The 13945-nt window shown below is 70.9% G+C and carries 10 protein-coding genes and 2 pseudogenes; 8 read left to right on the top strand and 4 right to left on the bottom strand.

Translation table 11 applies throughout. From position 1 onward, the window contains the following. The first annotated feature begins 274 nt into the window (after positions 1–274). From AC08OJ_RS05215 to glgX, 6 genes and pseudogenes are all read left to right on the top strand, one after another. Positions 275–658, top strand: a complete 384-nt coding sequence (locus AC08OJ_RS05215) for a hypothetical protein (RefSeq protein WP_476591818.1) — start codon at positions 275–277, stop codon at positions 656–658. A 128-nt stretch (positions 659–786) separates the two neighbouring features. Then, positions 787–1350, top strand: coding sequence for a hypothetical protein (locus tag AC08OJ_RS05210; protein ID WP_476591819.1), 564 nt, complete (start codon positions 787–789; stop codon positions 1348–1350). Positions 1351–1462: 112 nt separating this feature from the next. After that, positions 1463–2227 (top strand): annotated as a pseudogene (locus AC08OJ_RS05205) (radical SAM protein); the annotation flags it as partial. Beyond that, entirely contained in the window at positions 2227–3027 is an 801-nt protein-coding gene (locus tag AC08OJ_RS05200) for a methyltransferase domain-containing protein (protein WP_476591820.1), read from the top strand. The pseudogene AC08OJ_RS05205 and the gene AC08OJ_RS05200, both read left to right, overlap by 1 nt. A 2-nt stretch (positions 3028–3029) precedes the next feature. Beyond that, a complete protein-coding gene (locus tag AC08OJ_RS05195; protein ID WP_476591821.1) occupies positions 3030–3365 on the top strand; it encodes a hypothetical protein in 336 nt (111 codons plus the stop codon). 113 nt (positions 3366–3478) lie between these two features. Beyond that, positions 3479–5890 carry a glycogen debranching protein GlgX gene (gene glgX / locus AC08OJ_RS05190; protein WP_476595179.1) on the top strand — a complete coding sequence of 804 codons (2412 nt, stop codon included), beginning with the start codon at positions 3479–3481 and terminating at the stop codon, positions 5888–5890. On the opposite strand, the gene glgP is transcribed toward glgX, so the two are convergent. Both glgP and acs read right to left on the bottom strand, forming a co-directional pair. Beyond that, positions 5887–8445 (bottom strand): alpha-glucan family phosphorylase, encoded by a 2559-nt coding sequence (glgP, locus tag AC08OJ_RS05185; RefSeq protein ID WP_476595178.1) that lies wholly within the window; start codon positions 8443–8445, stop codon positions 5887–5889. The two genes, glgX and glgP, sit on opposite strands and share 4 nt — an antisense overlap. 133 nt (positions 8446–8578) lie before the next feature. Next, positions 8579–10582 (bottom strand): acetate--CoA ligase, encoded by a 2004-nt coding sequence (gene acs / locus AC08OJ_RS05180; RefSeq protein ID WP_476591824.1) that lies wholly within the window; start codon positions 10580–10582, stop codon positions 8579–8581. Positions 10583–10843: 261 nt separating this feature from the next. Between acs and AC08OJ_RS05175 the strand changes: the two genes are divergently transcribed. Then, entirely contained in the window at positions 10844–10972 is a 129-nt protein-coding gene (locus tag AC08OJ_RS05175) for a hypothetical protein (RefSeq protein ID WP_462203748.1), read from the top strand. A gap of 16 nt (positions 10973–10988) precedes the next feature. Continuing rightward, positions 10989–11765 (top strand): enoyl-CoA hydratase/isomerase family protein, encoded by a 777-nt coding sequence (locus AC08OJ_RS05170; protein WP_476591825.1) that lies wholly within the window; start codon positions 10989–10991, stop codon positions 11763–11765. A 65-nt stretch (positions 11766–11830) separates the two neighbouring features. Here the strand turns inward: AC08OJ_RS05170 and AC08OJ_RS05165 are convergent, their stop codons facing one another. Beyond that, complete coding sequence (locus tag AC08OJ_RS05165) at positions 11831–12901, bottom strand: endonuclease/exonuclease/phosphatase family protein (RefSeq protein WP_462203745.1); 1071 nt, start codon at positions 12899–12901, stop codon at positions 11831–11833. A 170-nt stretch (positions 12902–13071) separates the two neighbouring features. Continuing rightward, a pseudogene (locus tag AC08OJ_RS05160) lies at positions 13072–13945 on the bottom strand (transcriptional regulator); the annotation flags it as partial.

The following is a 13945-nucleotide window of genomic DNA, read 5'->3' as shown; positions in this document are numbered from 1 at the left end:
GGCTCACGCCGGTCTGATGTTCCAGTCCTGAGAAGGTGGCGTTCCGGCGCCTCTTGAGGGTCTCAATGTGTGCGGTGAGCTGGTCGAGAGCGGGTCGCGGCTCCGGTCCTGGTCCAGTGTGCACGGCGGGGGTCCTTTCGACCGACCGTGGGCCTGTGCGGCGATGCATTGCATGCACGTGCGTGCATTGCAGTCTGTCTCTGGTCTGGTGCGCAGTGTGTCATATCCGTACCGGCGGATGTGCCGGCCGGCACTCGGAGGACAGGGAGGATTCGTGACGCTGACGGGCTCTCCCTGCGGGTTGTTGGCTGCTGCCGCCGAAGGTGGCCATCCCCGCGCCGGATCGCCGACCAACAGCGGCGGATCGCCGGGCGGGCAGCGGGCGGCCACCTATGCCGGGAGGGGGAGCGGTCCCCGCCGCTCGCGGGCACCCTCCCCCTTCCGGACCCTGCCGGCCCGCCGGCCCGGAGCGAACTGGATTCCAGTGCAGGACGGGGCGCCGGCGAACTACTCGATCTCCGTGCTCGACGGGGCGGGAAACCCGGTCGAAACCCTGATCGGCTGGCCGACGGCCCGGCTCGCCGACGAATACGCCCGCACCCTGGCCGGGATCGCCGGCTACCGGGTGGTGCCCTGCCGTCGGGCCGGCGACCCCTGAGACCGGGGCCGTCCCTTCCCCGAGGCGGCCCCACCTGATCCCTCCCCGCCTGCACGCCCTTCGCCGGGGCACTCCGTGAGCACGGTCGCAGGCGGGGAGGCTCCAACCACCGCCACAGGGAGAGATGCATGATTGCCCGCACCGAATCGGACGGGGCGGCATGGCGCCGTCCCGTCTGCGCCCCCGGGGTTGAGTTCGGCCGAGCCGACGACATCCTGATCCGCTACGAGTACGGCGGGGAAGGCGGCACGGTCCGTCTCCCGGCCCCCATCTGGTTTCTGCTGGTGCGGGATGTCCGGGCCGGGCGGCTCGACAGTCTTGAGCCCTGGGATGACATCGTCGGCTGGACGTCGTGCGGCGCCGGCCAGGTCGCGCAGGTCGAAACGGAAGTCGTCCTGCTCTACAGACCGGACAGCCGCAGGAGATATCGATCCCCGAGGAGATATGGAAGCAGGTTGTTACCGCGATCCGGGCCCGGGCGGTTGACAACCTCGGAGAGGCTGATCGTGGAGACAGTCCCGGAACCCGCCCGCCCGCCGGTGTTGCGGTTCTCCCAGCTTTGTAAGGGCTGTTCCGGGTTCGCGGTGCGGATCGGCACCTACGCGACAGTCTACGGCTACTCGAAGAAGTTGATCTCATACTGTCCGTGGTGTGCCGGCACCGGCCGTACCACCTGGGCGCCCCCGGTCTGATCTCGAGACATCTAGACGTACCCGAGGAGATGCCATGCCGCCCACAACCATGCCCGCGCTCGACTTTGTCGCGTTGGAGATCACCGGCCGGTGTTAGCTCGCCTGCGTCCACTGCTACGCGGAGTCGGGCCCGACCGGCGGCCACGGGTCGATAGCCGTGGCCGACTGGCACGCGGTCATCGACGACGCTGTCACGCTCGGCGTGAGAATGGTGCAGTTCATCGGCGGGGAGCCGACCCTGCACCCGAACCTTCCCGACCTCGTCGACCACGCGCTCGCCGCCGGCCTGGAGGTGGAGATCTACAGCAATTTGGTCTGGGTACCCGACCGGCTGTGGCCGACGTTGATGCGCCCCGGGGTGCGGGTGGCCACCAGCTACTACGCGGCTGACTCGGCGGGTCATGACCGGATCACCGGCCGTGTCGGTTCCCACATTCTGACCCGCGCGAACATCCTTGAGGTGCTGCGCCGCGGCATCCCGCTGCGGGTTGGCGTCGTCGACACCGGCGACAGCGCCGCCGCCGACCGGGCACATTCGGAGCTGCTCGGCCTCGGCGTGCCGATCATCACCCGCGACCGGGTCCGCGAGTTCGGCCGCGCCGGAGCTGGGGCGGATCCAGCACCTGCGGAGCTGTGCGGGAACTGCGGGCATGGCCGGGCGGCGGTCCTGCCCGATGGCAGGCTTACCCCGTGCGTGATGAGCCGCGGCCTCGACGGCGGCAACGTCCGGGACACCCCGCTGGCCGATCTCCTGACCGCAGGGTGGTGGCGGGACGCGGTCGGTTCCGTTCCGCGCCGGGGAGTTGGCGTCGACGGGTGCAATCCGGATGACAGCACGCTCTGCGGGCCGGTCCACCCCGAGCCCGACCCAAACTGATGACGGCGGACTGGCGGACCCACGCCCTCGCCTTGGCCGACGTGGTCACCCATCCCGGCTCCCGCTGGTACCCGGTCGTCGCCGGCACCCCGCGGCACGAGTTCGTGCCTGCCTGGTGGACACGCGGCGGCGGGTGGACTCTGCGCCGCGGGTCGCTCGCGGACGCCTACGCCAACGATTCGTTGGTGACCCGCGTCGGCCCGCTCCATGCCGACCACGCGACAGAGGGCGATCATCCCGCAGGCCGGCCGACATCGTCGTCTACCATGCCATCCCTCGTCCTGACCATGTACCGGCACGCCCGGATGGCCGAGGGCCTGGACGTCGCTGACATCGGCACGGGTTCCGGGTACGGCGCCGCGCTGCTCGCGCGGCGCTACGGCGACCAGTACGTCACCACGTTGGACGTCGACCCGTACCTGGTCGACGTCGCCGAGCAGCGTCTCTCCGCTCTTGGCCTGCACCCCACCGCCCTGACGGTGGATGCGACCGGGCCGCTGCCCGGCACCTACGACCGGATCGTCTCCATGGTCTCCGTCCCCTACATTCCCCCGAGCTGGCTGGCCGCGCTGCGCCCCGGCGGCCGGCTGGTCACCACCATCACCGGGACCTGGATGATCCTGACCGCGACGAAGACCCCGGACGGGGTCGTCGGGCAGACCGAGACGGACTTGGCAGGGTTCATGGGCACCCGCACCGGCCCCGACTACCCCCGACCGCGGTCGATTCCGAGGCCGATTCCGGCCTGCTCGCCGAACGAGACGGGGAGCAGGTCGGAACGGGCCGCTACCCGGTCTTAGACGTGGCCAACGCCTGGGAGCTGTCCACCATGCTGTCCCTGGCGGTCCCCGGCATCTCCCACCACTACCAGCGCGAACCCGACGGCCGGCACACCGCGCTCATGGCCCACCCGGACGGGTCCTGGGCGCGAGCAACCGCGGTCGGCACCGAGCCTCCGACGGTCCACCAGGGCGGGCCGCGCCGGCTGTGGGACGCGCTCGACGCCGTCCGCGACGACTGGCTCCGCCTCGGCATGCCCCCCTTCCTCGGGGCACGCGCGAGGATCCTCGACGACGGCACGATCAAGCTCGCCTTCGGAGACTGGCGGGCAACCATCCAGGCCACCCCTGCGCCCTAGCAGGGGTCGTCGTCGGCGCAGCCATCCTCCTTCTTTTGACGTCATCCCCGGCCTGTTCCACGGCCACCGTGTTTCCCGTGCTCCGGAAAAGGGGATCGGTTAGCGTCGCCAAGGTGTCCGACACCGTGAAGACCACCGTCTCACCGGACATACCGGCATCCCCGGGCGTACCGGCGCCGACCGCCTCCGGGCTCGCGCCGGGGTGCGCGGTGCCACTGGGCGTGACCTGGGACGGGTCCGGGGTGAACATCGCTGTCGTCGCCCCCGGGGCCGAGGCGGTCGACTTCTGCCTGTTCGATGCCGACGGCCGCGAGACACGCCATCGACTTCCGGAGCGTGACGGCGGGGCGTGGCATGGCTATCTGGCCGGCGTCCGCCCCGGTCAGCGTTACGGCCTGCGGGCACACGGTCCCTACGACCCGGAGCGGGGCCAGCGGTACAACCCGGCGAAGCTGCTGGTCGACCCCTACGCCCGATTGGTAGCCGGGACGCTGCGCACGGACCCGGCGATCTACGGATTCGGTGGCGGCGACCCCTACGGCTTCGAACCGGACCCGCGGGACTCCGCACCGTTCGTGCCCCGCTGCGTCGTGACCGGGCCCGGGCGGGCGCAGCGGGGCCCCGCCGGGACCAGGGACTCCGGATTCGGGGACCTCGGGATCGGGGACCCCGGATCCGGGAGTGGCGGTTCGACGGGTCACGGCGTACATCCGGGCATACATCCGGCGGACAACCGGCCCACCATCCCCTGGTCGGACACGATCATCTACGAGGCGCACGTACGCGGGCTCACGAAACGTCACCCGGGCCTGCCGCCACGGTTACGCGGGACGTACGCCGGGCTCGGCCACCCGAGCGTCCTGGCACACCTGCGCCGGCTCGGCGTCACCGCGATCGAACTGCTGCCGGTGCACGCCTCGGTCTCCGAACCGGCCCTGCTCGAGCGCGGAAAAATCAACTACTGGGCCTACAACACCCTGGCCTTCTTCGCCCCTCATGCCGGGTACGCGGCCACCGACGACCCGATCGGCGAATTCCAGGCGATGGTCGTCGCCCTGCACGCCGCCGGCATCGAGGTGATCCTCGACGTCGTCTACAACCACAGCGCCGAGGGCAGCGAGCGGGGCCCGACGCTGTCCCTGCGCGGCCTGGACAACACGACCTATTACCGGGTAGAGCCGATGGATCCCCGGCGCTACCGTGACGTGACCGGCTGCGGCAACACCCTCAACACGTCCTCACCGCACGTCGTGCGGCTGATCTGCGACTCGCTGCGGTACTGGGTGACGGAGATGGGCGTCGACGGGTTCCGGTTCGATCTCGCCACCGCGCTCGCCCGCAATCCCGACGCCTTCGACCCCGCGGCAAGCCTGCTGACCGCCATCCACGCCGACCCGATCCTCGCCACGGTGAAGCTGATCGCCGAGCCGTGGGACGTCGGCTGGGGCGGGTACCAGGTGGGGGGGTTCCCGGCCCCCTGGGCGGAGTGGAACGGGCGGTTCCGCGACACCGTGCGCGACGTGTGGAACAGGCACACCAGCGGCGTCGCCGATCTGGGCTATCGGGTGTCCGGCTCGTCGGACCTGTTCGAGCACGGCGGCCGACGCCCCTGGGCATCGATCAACTTCGTCACCGCCCACGACGGCTTTCCCCTGGCCGACCTGGTCTCCTACAACGAGAAGCACAACGAGGCCAACAGCGAGGGCAACCGGGACGGCGAGGCGGACAACCGCTCGGCGAACTACGGGGTGGAGGGCGCGACCGACGACCCGGTGATCCTGACCATCCGCTGCCGGGTGCGCCGGGGACTGATCACGACGCTGCTGCTGTCCACGGGCGTCCCGATGCTGCTCGCCGGCGACGAGTTCGGTCGCTCGCAGGGCGGCAACAACAACGCTTACTGCCAGGACAACGCGGTGTCCTGGCTCGACTGGCCGACCGACCTCGCCGGATCGGTGGACGTCGCGGAGCCGGACCACGTCTACCCCGACCCGGCCGGCCCCGACCCGGCGCTGTGCCGGCTGGTGGGCGGGTTGGCGGCACTGCGCTCCGCCGAGCCCGTGCTGCGCCGGGGGCGGTTCTTCCACGGCGGCCAGTCGGCACCCGGGCGACTCGCGGACATCACCTGGTTCCGTGCGGACGGGGCGGTGATGTCGGTGGCGGACTGGAACGCCCCGCGGGTCGCGACGCTCGTGGCCCATGTCGCCGGCAGCCCCGTCGCTGAGGATCCTGCCGGCGGGCGGGGGACGCACGATCGACCGGCCCACGGCACTGGCCTGGTGTACGTGTTCCATCCGGATCGCGGCGACACCGTCGTCACCCTGCCCGGTGCCCCCTGGGCGGCCCGCCACGACCTGCTGCTCAATACCGCCGACGACGATCTCGCCGGATTCCCGGCGACCGTCGCGGTACCGGGAACCAGCTATGCCGGCGGCGAGTCCCTGACCGTGCTGGGCCACAGCGTGCTCGTCCTACGAGCCCATCCCCCCCGCACCGCGGCTTCGCCGCGGTGCGGGGACCCCTAGGGGTTGGTAACCAGGCCCAGTTCGGTGATGCTCGCGGTGAGTGCGTGCCGGGGCAGCACCCGCACCGTGTAACCGAAGGGTCCGGTGCGCCCGAGCGGGATGGTGCCCTCGTAGCGGTGACCGCCCTCCCCTTCGCCAGCCGGCTGCAGGAACAGCGTCGAAGGATCCAGGATCCGGTCGGTCTGGTCGATCCGGCCGTAGGAGGCGAGGACGCCGACGTCTTCGAGGGCCAGCTCACCGAGGTCGATCGTGGCCCGCACCACCAGCGACTGGCCCACCTGAGGGGTGTCACCGAGACCAGCGGAGTCGACGTTGAGCACGCGGACCCCGGGCCACGCGGCCTGCACCCGGCTCTTCCAGGCGGCCAGGTCCCGGGCCCCGGCGAAGCCGCCGGCGGCGGCGGCCCGGGCCGAGACACCGGCCGGCACGTAGTAGCGCTCGACATACTCCTGGACCATGCGGCTGGCCAGGACCTGGGGACCGAGAGCCGACAGGGTGTGCTTGACCATCGCGGCCCAGCGCCGGGGGATGCCGTCGCCGGGCTCCGAGTCGTAGAAGTGGGGGGCGACGGTGTTCTCCAACAGGTCGTACAAGGCGACGGACTCGATGTCATCGCGCCGGTCGGGGTCCTCGACCCCGTCCGCGGTCGGGATCGCCCAGCCGTTCTGGCCGTCGAACATCTCGTCCCACCAGCCGTCCCGGATGGACAGGTTCAGGCAGCCGTTCAGCGCGGCCTTCATCCCCGACGTGCCGCACGCCTCCAGCGGACGCAGCGGGTTGTTCAGCCAGACGTCCGATCCGGAGTACAGGAAGCGCGCCATCCCGATGTCGTAGTCGGGGAGGAAGACGATGCGCGACCGCACGGCCGGGTCGTCGGAGAACTGGACGATCTGCTGGACGAGCTGCTTGCCACCATCGTCGGCAGGGTGCGCCTTGCCGGCGATGACCATCTGGATCGGCCGCTGCGGGTGCAGCAGCAGCCGGCGCAGCCGGTCACGGTCCTGCAGCATGAGGGTCAGCCTCTTGTAGGACGGCACGCGCCGGGCGAAACCGATCGTGAGGATGTCCGGATCGAAAACCGACTCCACCCACTCCAGCTCACCGGGTGCCGCGCCGCGCTCGAGCCAGGAGGCCCGCAGCCGGCGGCGGACCTCGGTGACGAGGCGTTCCCGCAACTGCCGCCGGGCGGCCCACACGACCTCGTCGGGCAACGCGGAGATCTTCTCGAATCCGGCCGCGTCGTCGGAAAGCAGGCCCGGGCCGGGCTCGCGGTCAGCAAGCTCGATGATGGGCCGGGACACCCAGGTCGGGGCGTGCACCCCGTTGGTCACCGAGCCGATCGGGACCTCGGCGGTGTCGAAACCGGGCCACAGCCCCGCGAACATCTCCCGGCTGACGATGCCGTGCAGCTTGCTGACGCCGTTCGAACGCTGCGCGAGCCGCAGACCCATGTGGGCCATGTTGAAGACGTTGGGGTCGGCCTCCACCCCGAGCTGCAGGATCCGCTCGACCGGCACACCGGGCCAGCCGTTGTCCCCGCCGAAATGGCGGGCGACCAGGCTGCGAGGGAACCGGTCGATGCCGGCGGGGACGGGGGTGTGGGTGGTGAACAGCGTGCCGGCGCGGGCGGCTTGGAGCGCCTCGTCGAAGCTGAGCCCGTTCTCGACGAGCTCCCGGATCCGCTCCAGGCCGAGGAAGCCCGCGTGCCCCTCGTTGGTGTGGTACACCTCGGGCTCCGGAGTCCCGGTCACCGCGGCGTAGGCGCGCAGCGCACGGACACCCCCGATGCCCAGCAGCATCTCCTGGAGCAGCCGGTGGTCGGTCCCGCCGCCGTAGAGCCGGTCGGTCACCCCCCGCTCGGCCGGCTGGTTGTCCTCGACGTCCGAGTCGAGCAGCAGCAGCGGGACCCGTCCGACCTGCGCCTTCCAGATCTGCGCGTGCAGCGTGCGACCCTCGGGCAGACCGACGGCCACCTTCACCGGCATCCCCGCCGGATCGGTCAGCTGGGCCAGGGGGAGCCCGTGCGGGTCGATGCCCGGGTACCGCTCCTGCTGCCAGCCGTCCCGGGACAGCGACTGCACGAAGTACCCGGCCCGGTAGAGCAGGCCGACGCCGATGATCGGCACGCCGAGGTCGCTCGCGGTCTTGAGATGGTCGCCGGCGAGGATGCCGAGGCCGCCGGAGTACTGCGGCAGCACCTCGGTGATACCGAACTCCGGGGAGAAGTAGGCGATCGCCGACGGGGCGCCTTCGGCCTTCCGCTGCTGATACCACAGATCGGCTGTCAGGTACTCCTGGAGGTCGTCCGCGACGTCGGTGAGCCGGCGCACGAACCGGCGGTCGGCGGCCAGCGCGAGCAGCCGGTTATGATCCACCTCGCCGAGCAGGCGGACCGGGTCTCCCTTCGTCGCCCGCCAGAGCTCCGGATCAACAGACTCGAACAGGTCCAGCGTCTCGGGATGCCAGGACCAGCGAAGATTCAGGACTAGTTCCCCTAGTGGAGCAAGCTGCCCGGGGAGCTGCGCACGGACGGTGAACCGTCGGAGGGCTCTCACGAAGACGTGAGCCTAGACAGTGCCGGTGACGTCGACACACCCGGGTGCGGCCAGCTGGTCCCGGCCGGGAAACAACTGTCATGTCGACCCGATGACAGCCAGAATTGTCCGGAACCGGGGACCGGAACCGCTCTTACTCGTTGTCTCGGGCGGTGCCCACCTTGGCCGCGAGCGCGGCCATCACCGCGGGGTCGCGCAAGGTCGTGACGTCGCCGAGTTCCCGGCCTTCGGCAATGTCACGCAGCAACCGGCGCATGATCTTACCGGACCGGGTCTTCGGCAGGTCGTCGGCCCAGATGATCCGCCGCGGCCGGGCGAGCTTGCCGATCCGCCTGGCCACGTGCTCGCGCAGCTCGGCCTCGGTGGCCTCGTTGCCCGAGCGGTCACCGGCGAGCGTCACGAACGCGACGATCGCCTGGCCGGTCTGCTCGTCGTACTCTGCGACCACCGCCGCCTCGGCGACGGCCTCATGGGCAACGATCGCCGACTCCACCTCCGCGGTGGACAGCCGGTGCCCGGACACGTTGATGACGTCGTCGATCCGCCCGATGATCCAGAAGTAGCCGTCAGCGTCGAGGCGCGCGGCGTCGCCGACGACGTAGGTCGACGGGCCGAAGCGGGAGAAGTACGTCTTGACGAACCGCTCGTCGTCCTTGTAAAGGGTGCGCAGCATGGATGGCCATGGCTTGGTGATCACCAGGATTCCGGTGCCCTCGGTGACCGGCTCGCCGTCCTCCGAGAGCAGCGCCGGGCTGATACCGGGCAGCGGCAGGGTCGCCGAACCCGGCTTGGTCGACGTCACGCCGGCCAGCGGCGAGATGAGCACGGAGCCGGTCTCGGTCTGCCACCACGTATCGACGATCGGGCAGCGACCACCGCCGATGACCACGTGGTACCACAACCATGCCTTCGGATTGATCGGTTCCCCGACCGTGCCGAGTACCCGCAGCGAGGACAGGTCGTGCCGACCGGGATACCGCGCGCCCCACTTGATGCACGTACGGATCGCCGTCGGCGCCGTGTAGAACACGGTGACCTTGTACTCCTCGATGAGCCGCCACCAGATGTCGTAGTCGGGGTAGTCCGGCGCCCCCTCGTACATCACGCTGGTCACGCCGTTCGACAGCGGGCCGTAGACGATGTAGGAGTGCCCGGTGATCCAGCCGACGTCCGCGGAACACCAGTAGACGTCGGTGCCCGGGTCGATGTCGAAGACCGCCCGGTGAGTGTAGGTGGCACCGAGCAGGTAACCCGCGGTCGTGTGCAGGATCCCCTTCGGCTTCGCGGTCGATCCGGAGCTGTAGAGGATGAACAGGGGATGCTCCGCGGACAGCGGTTCCGGCGGGCAGTCGGGCGCCGCCGCGGCCAGCAGTTCGTGGTACCAGACGTCCCGGCCCGCGGTCATCGGCGCCCCGGTACCGCCCGGCCCGGGCACGACCACAACGTGCTCCAGTGCCGGGAGGTCACCGAGCTCCGCGTCGACGGCGGCCTTCACCGGCGCCGTCCGCCCTTTGCGCCGCGCGCCGTCCACGGTGATCAGCACCTTGGCGTCGGAGACCTCCATCCGCTCCCGGACCGCGGACGGCGCGAAACCACCGAAGACCACGTTGTGGACCGCGCCGATCCGGGCGCAGGCCAGCATCGCGACGGCCACCTCGGGAATCATCGGCAGGAAGATCCCGACCACGTCGCCGGCGCGCACGCCGAGCGAACGCAGCCCGTTCGCCAGCCGCTGGGTGTCGGCGAGCAGGTCCGCATAGGTGACGGTGCGCCGCTCTCCCTCCTCCCCGTGCCAGTGGAAGGCCACCCGCTCGCCGCGCCCGGCCGCCACGTGCCGGTCCAGGCAGTTCTCCGACAGGTTCAGCGTCCCGTCCGCGAACCAGGTGTAGAAGGGCGGGTTCGAGTCGTCGAGTACCTGCGTGAACGGCGTGTGCCAGGTCAGCAGCTCCTCGGCCTTGCGAGCCCAGAACGCGTTCGGGTCCGCCTCGGCGGCGGCCCGGTCGGCGTCCATCGGCCGGCGCCGGGTGAAGGCCGCCGACGGGTCGAAACGCTCCACTGACAGCAGGCTCTCCAGGGTCGCCTCGAGATCGGCGACGTTCTCGAGACCGGTCGGGACGCTGACAGCTGTGTCGGCCACGGCTCCTCCTGGGTCGGCTCGGGACGAACAGCACGGTCATACTCTGCCCCTCGGTCTACCACGAAGGCCCGTCAACTCTCAGGAGTTGCACGGCAGGTTCCGGCGGTCGGTAGGTTCCGGGAGTGGGAGGGGACCGACCGGTGGCCGACAGTTGGTAATGTCCGCTACTTCCAGTTAGGGGCTAGTGCGCCGGCTGGAACCAAGTGATCCCCGAACCCGATCGGGAGATGATTGATGAAGATCAGCTCGTGTCGGCCTATCGTGACGACCGACACCTACAGCGACACCGAAACCATCCTCAAAGCCGGCGCCGTCGACGATCTCGGCGGGCCGGGGCGGGGTGGGGAACGCCGGGGTGCCGGACGCCTCGCCGGTCGTCGAGGGGCCTGAAGCGGGAGGAATGCGGATGAGTGTGGTGCGGCTCGAGGTTGACGGCGGGATCGGCACCATCCGGTTAGACCGGCCGCCGATGAACGCGCTGGATTCCACGGTCGCCGCGGAGCTGCGGACCGCCGCGGTCGAGGCGACCCGGCGGTCGGACGTCCGCGCGGTGGTGCTCTATGGCGGGGAGAAGGTGTTCGCCGCCGGGGCCGACATCCGGCAGATGGCGCCGATGGGTTACGCCGAGGTATCCGCCTGGGTGGGCGATCTGAACTCCACCTTCGAGGTCGTGGCCCGGATCCCGAAGCCCGTGGTCGCCGCGGTGACGGGCTATGCCCTGGGCGGCGGGTTGGAGCTTGCCCTGTGCGCGGACGTGCGGGTCCTGGCCGAGGACGCCCGGGTCGGCCAGCCCGAGATCCTGCTCGGAGTGATCCCCGGTGCGGGGGGCACCCAGCGGCTGCCGCGCCTGATCGGCCCGTCCCGCGCCAAGGACCTCATCTTCAGCGGCCGGCAGGTCCGGGCGGCCGAGGCCGCGGAGATCGGCCTGGCCGACGCCGTCGTTCCCGCGGGTGAGGTGTACGTGCAGGCGAAGCGGATCGCGGGCCGGTACACGAACGGCCCGGCGATGGCGCTCGCGGCGGCGAAGCACGCGGTCGACGACGGCGCGGAGATCGCGCTGGCCGAGGCGCTGCGCCTGGAGGCGGCGCTGTTCGCTGGGCTGTTCGCCACCGAGGACCGGCGGATCGGAATGGAGTCCTTCCTCGAGAGCGGGCCCGGCAAGGCCGACTTCATCGGCCGCTGACCGGAACCTCGTGCGGTGCCTGTGGTTAAGGGTCCCCGGATGGCGCCGAAGGCGCCATCCGGGGACTACCGCATGGCCAGGTCGGCGATGACCGGCCGGTGGTCGCTGCCGAAGTCGCCGCCGACCTCGAAACCCGTCACCGCAAACGCGGGTGAGGCCAGCACGTGGTCGATGCGCAGCACGGGCGGCAAGATCAGGCTTTTGGAGTTCCAGGTCGGTTGCCACCCGCCGCCGACGACGTCGTGCGCGTCGCGTACCCCCGAGCTCACCAGCCGGCGGAACGGCCGGTGGTCCCGGGTGGCATTGAAGTCGCCGGCCATGACGACCGGCAGCGTGGCGTGCTCGAGCTGCGCGCGCAGCGTGTCGAGCTGGGTCCGCCACTGGTCGGTGTAGGCGCTGGTCGTCGGTGAGATCGTGTGCACCGCGTACACGACGAAGCGTCGACGCTCATCCACCTCCACGGTGGCCCGCAACGACATCGATCCGCCGACGACCGGGGCCGCGGCGTCGTGCAGCGGGAAGCGGGAGAACACAGCGGCGCCGAACGCACCCGGCTCCGGGTACACCTCGCGGTACCGGTAGCTCGCCAGCGCCCCGGACGAGGTGACCCGCGCCAGGGTGAGCGGGGAGAGCTCCACGAGGACGAGCACGTCCGGGTTCGCGGCGCGGATCTGCGTGCCCAGTCGGTCGGCGCGGTCGTTGTAGTAAAGCAGGTTTGCCGACATCACCCGCAGGCGCGCGGCACCCTGCGGGGCCTCCTCGGCGCCGCCGGGGAGAACCTCGGGCAGGGTCCAGAACAGATGGATGGCGATCAGGGCCATGGAGATAATCATCAGCAGGTTGCGGCGGAGTGCGAAGGCCACCGCCACGGTGGCGTAGGCCGGGAGGTAGAGCAGTTCGGTCCCGGCGTTGATCGCGGAGTAGGGCCAGCCCACCGCATCGTCGAGATGGGCCAACCGGCCGAGGGCGACCCCCCCGAGCCCGGCCGCTGTGACCCACGCGACGATCACGACCAGGGGGCGGACCGGGAAGGCCGGGCGCGGCCGGGGCTCCGGGGCGGCGACCGGGATGTTCTTGTGCCGGGAGATGGGGTCGATGTCCGGCACGGCGGAACCGGACTCCTGCGCGGAACTCACTGCACTAGAGTGCCCGGCTGGCAGGGCTGTCCGGGAGGCGGGTGCTCCCGGACAGCCCGTTCGGTGGTGAGACGTCGGTAACGGGTGGGGCCGATGGCCGTGGCTTGCCGGCGCCGGGAGCCGTCGGCGCTGAAGTCGTCGGCGCCCGTGCGACGGCTATCGGTGACCGGTCAGGTGGCGGCTGTGACGTCGGCTGTGGCGCCGACCAGTGGGCGCGCCCGTTCGTGCCATTCGCGGACCGCCACCGTCGGGTGCGTGTCGAGCTCACGGTCCAGCTCCCGCAGCTTCTCGGTGACCCGGGAGGACGACAGCTGCCCGGCGACGGAGACGGCTCGGTAGCCCGCCTCCAGGGCGGCCTCCAGGTCCGGAGTCGGTCGGCGCAGGTAGGCCAGGGCGAGGTTGGCCTCGGCGTAGCTGCGGGTTCGGGCGCGCGCCGCGCCCTGCAGGCTCCGGGCCTCGAGCAGTTTCGTCTCGGCCGGTCGGGCGTGGCTCAGCAGTAACAGGCAGTGACCATGGCACTCGGCGACGTCGCCGGCGTTGTAGTGGCCGGCCCAGGACGGTCCGTCGTCCCCGTCGCTGCGCGCGATCGCCCGGTCCATCTTGTCCAGGGCCTCTATGCAACCGGCCTCGTCACGGTTGCGTGCTAGCGCCCAGGCATGCTTGTCGTGCAGCATGGCCTGCACAGCATACGAGGAGTGCCGCACCGCGCGGCCGAGGGCCGCCCGGGCCAGGGCGAGGCTCTGCCGGGGATGGCCCAGCCGGGCGGCCTGGTCGCTCATTGCGGACAGCGCCCGGCCGGCGAGCATGGCGTCGTCGGCGTGCTCGGCGAGGCTGAGGGCCTGGATGTAGTAGCGCTGCGCGAGGGCCTGCCGGTTGCTGTCCTGGGCGAGCCACCCGCTGAACTGGGTCAGCTCGGCCAGCGCACTGAACAGGTCGGGGCTCGGCCATCCCTCCCGGGCGGCCCGGGCCCGGTCGTGCAGAAAGGCGACGACCTGAGGCCGGATCTCGTCGCCGCCGAACTTCGCGTCCAGTCGGCGGAAGGTG

Source organism: Frankia sp. CgKIO3 (assembly GCF_977946435.1).
Note: the sequence above shows the minus strand (reverse complement) of the source record. Positions and strands in the feature narration are given on the sequence as shown.

Excerpts from the sequence above, each read along its gene's own strand:
- AC08OJ_RS05210 (WP_476591819.1), top strand. The coding sequence starts at position 787 with ATGATTGCCCGCACCGAATCGGACGGGGCGGCATGGCGCCGTCCCGTC.
- AC08OJ_RS05200 (WP_476591820.1), top strand. The coding sequence starts at position 2,227 with ATGACGGCGGACTGGCGGACCCACGCCCTCGCCTTGGCCGACGTGGTC.
- AC08OJ_RS05170 (WP_476591825.1), top strand. The coding sequence starts at position 10,989 with ATGAGTGTGGTGCGGCTCGAGGTTGACGGCGGGATCGGCACCATCCGG.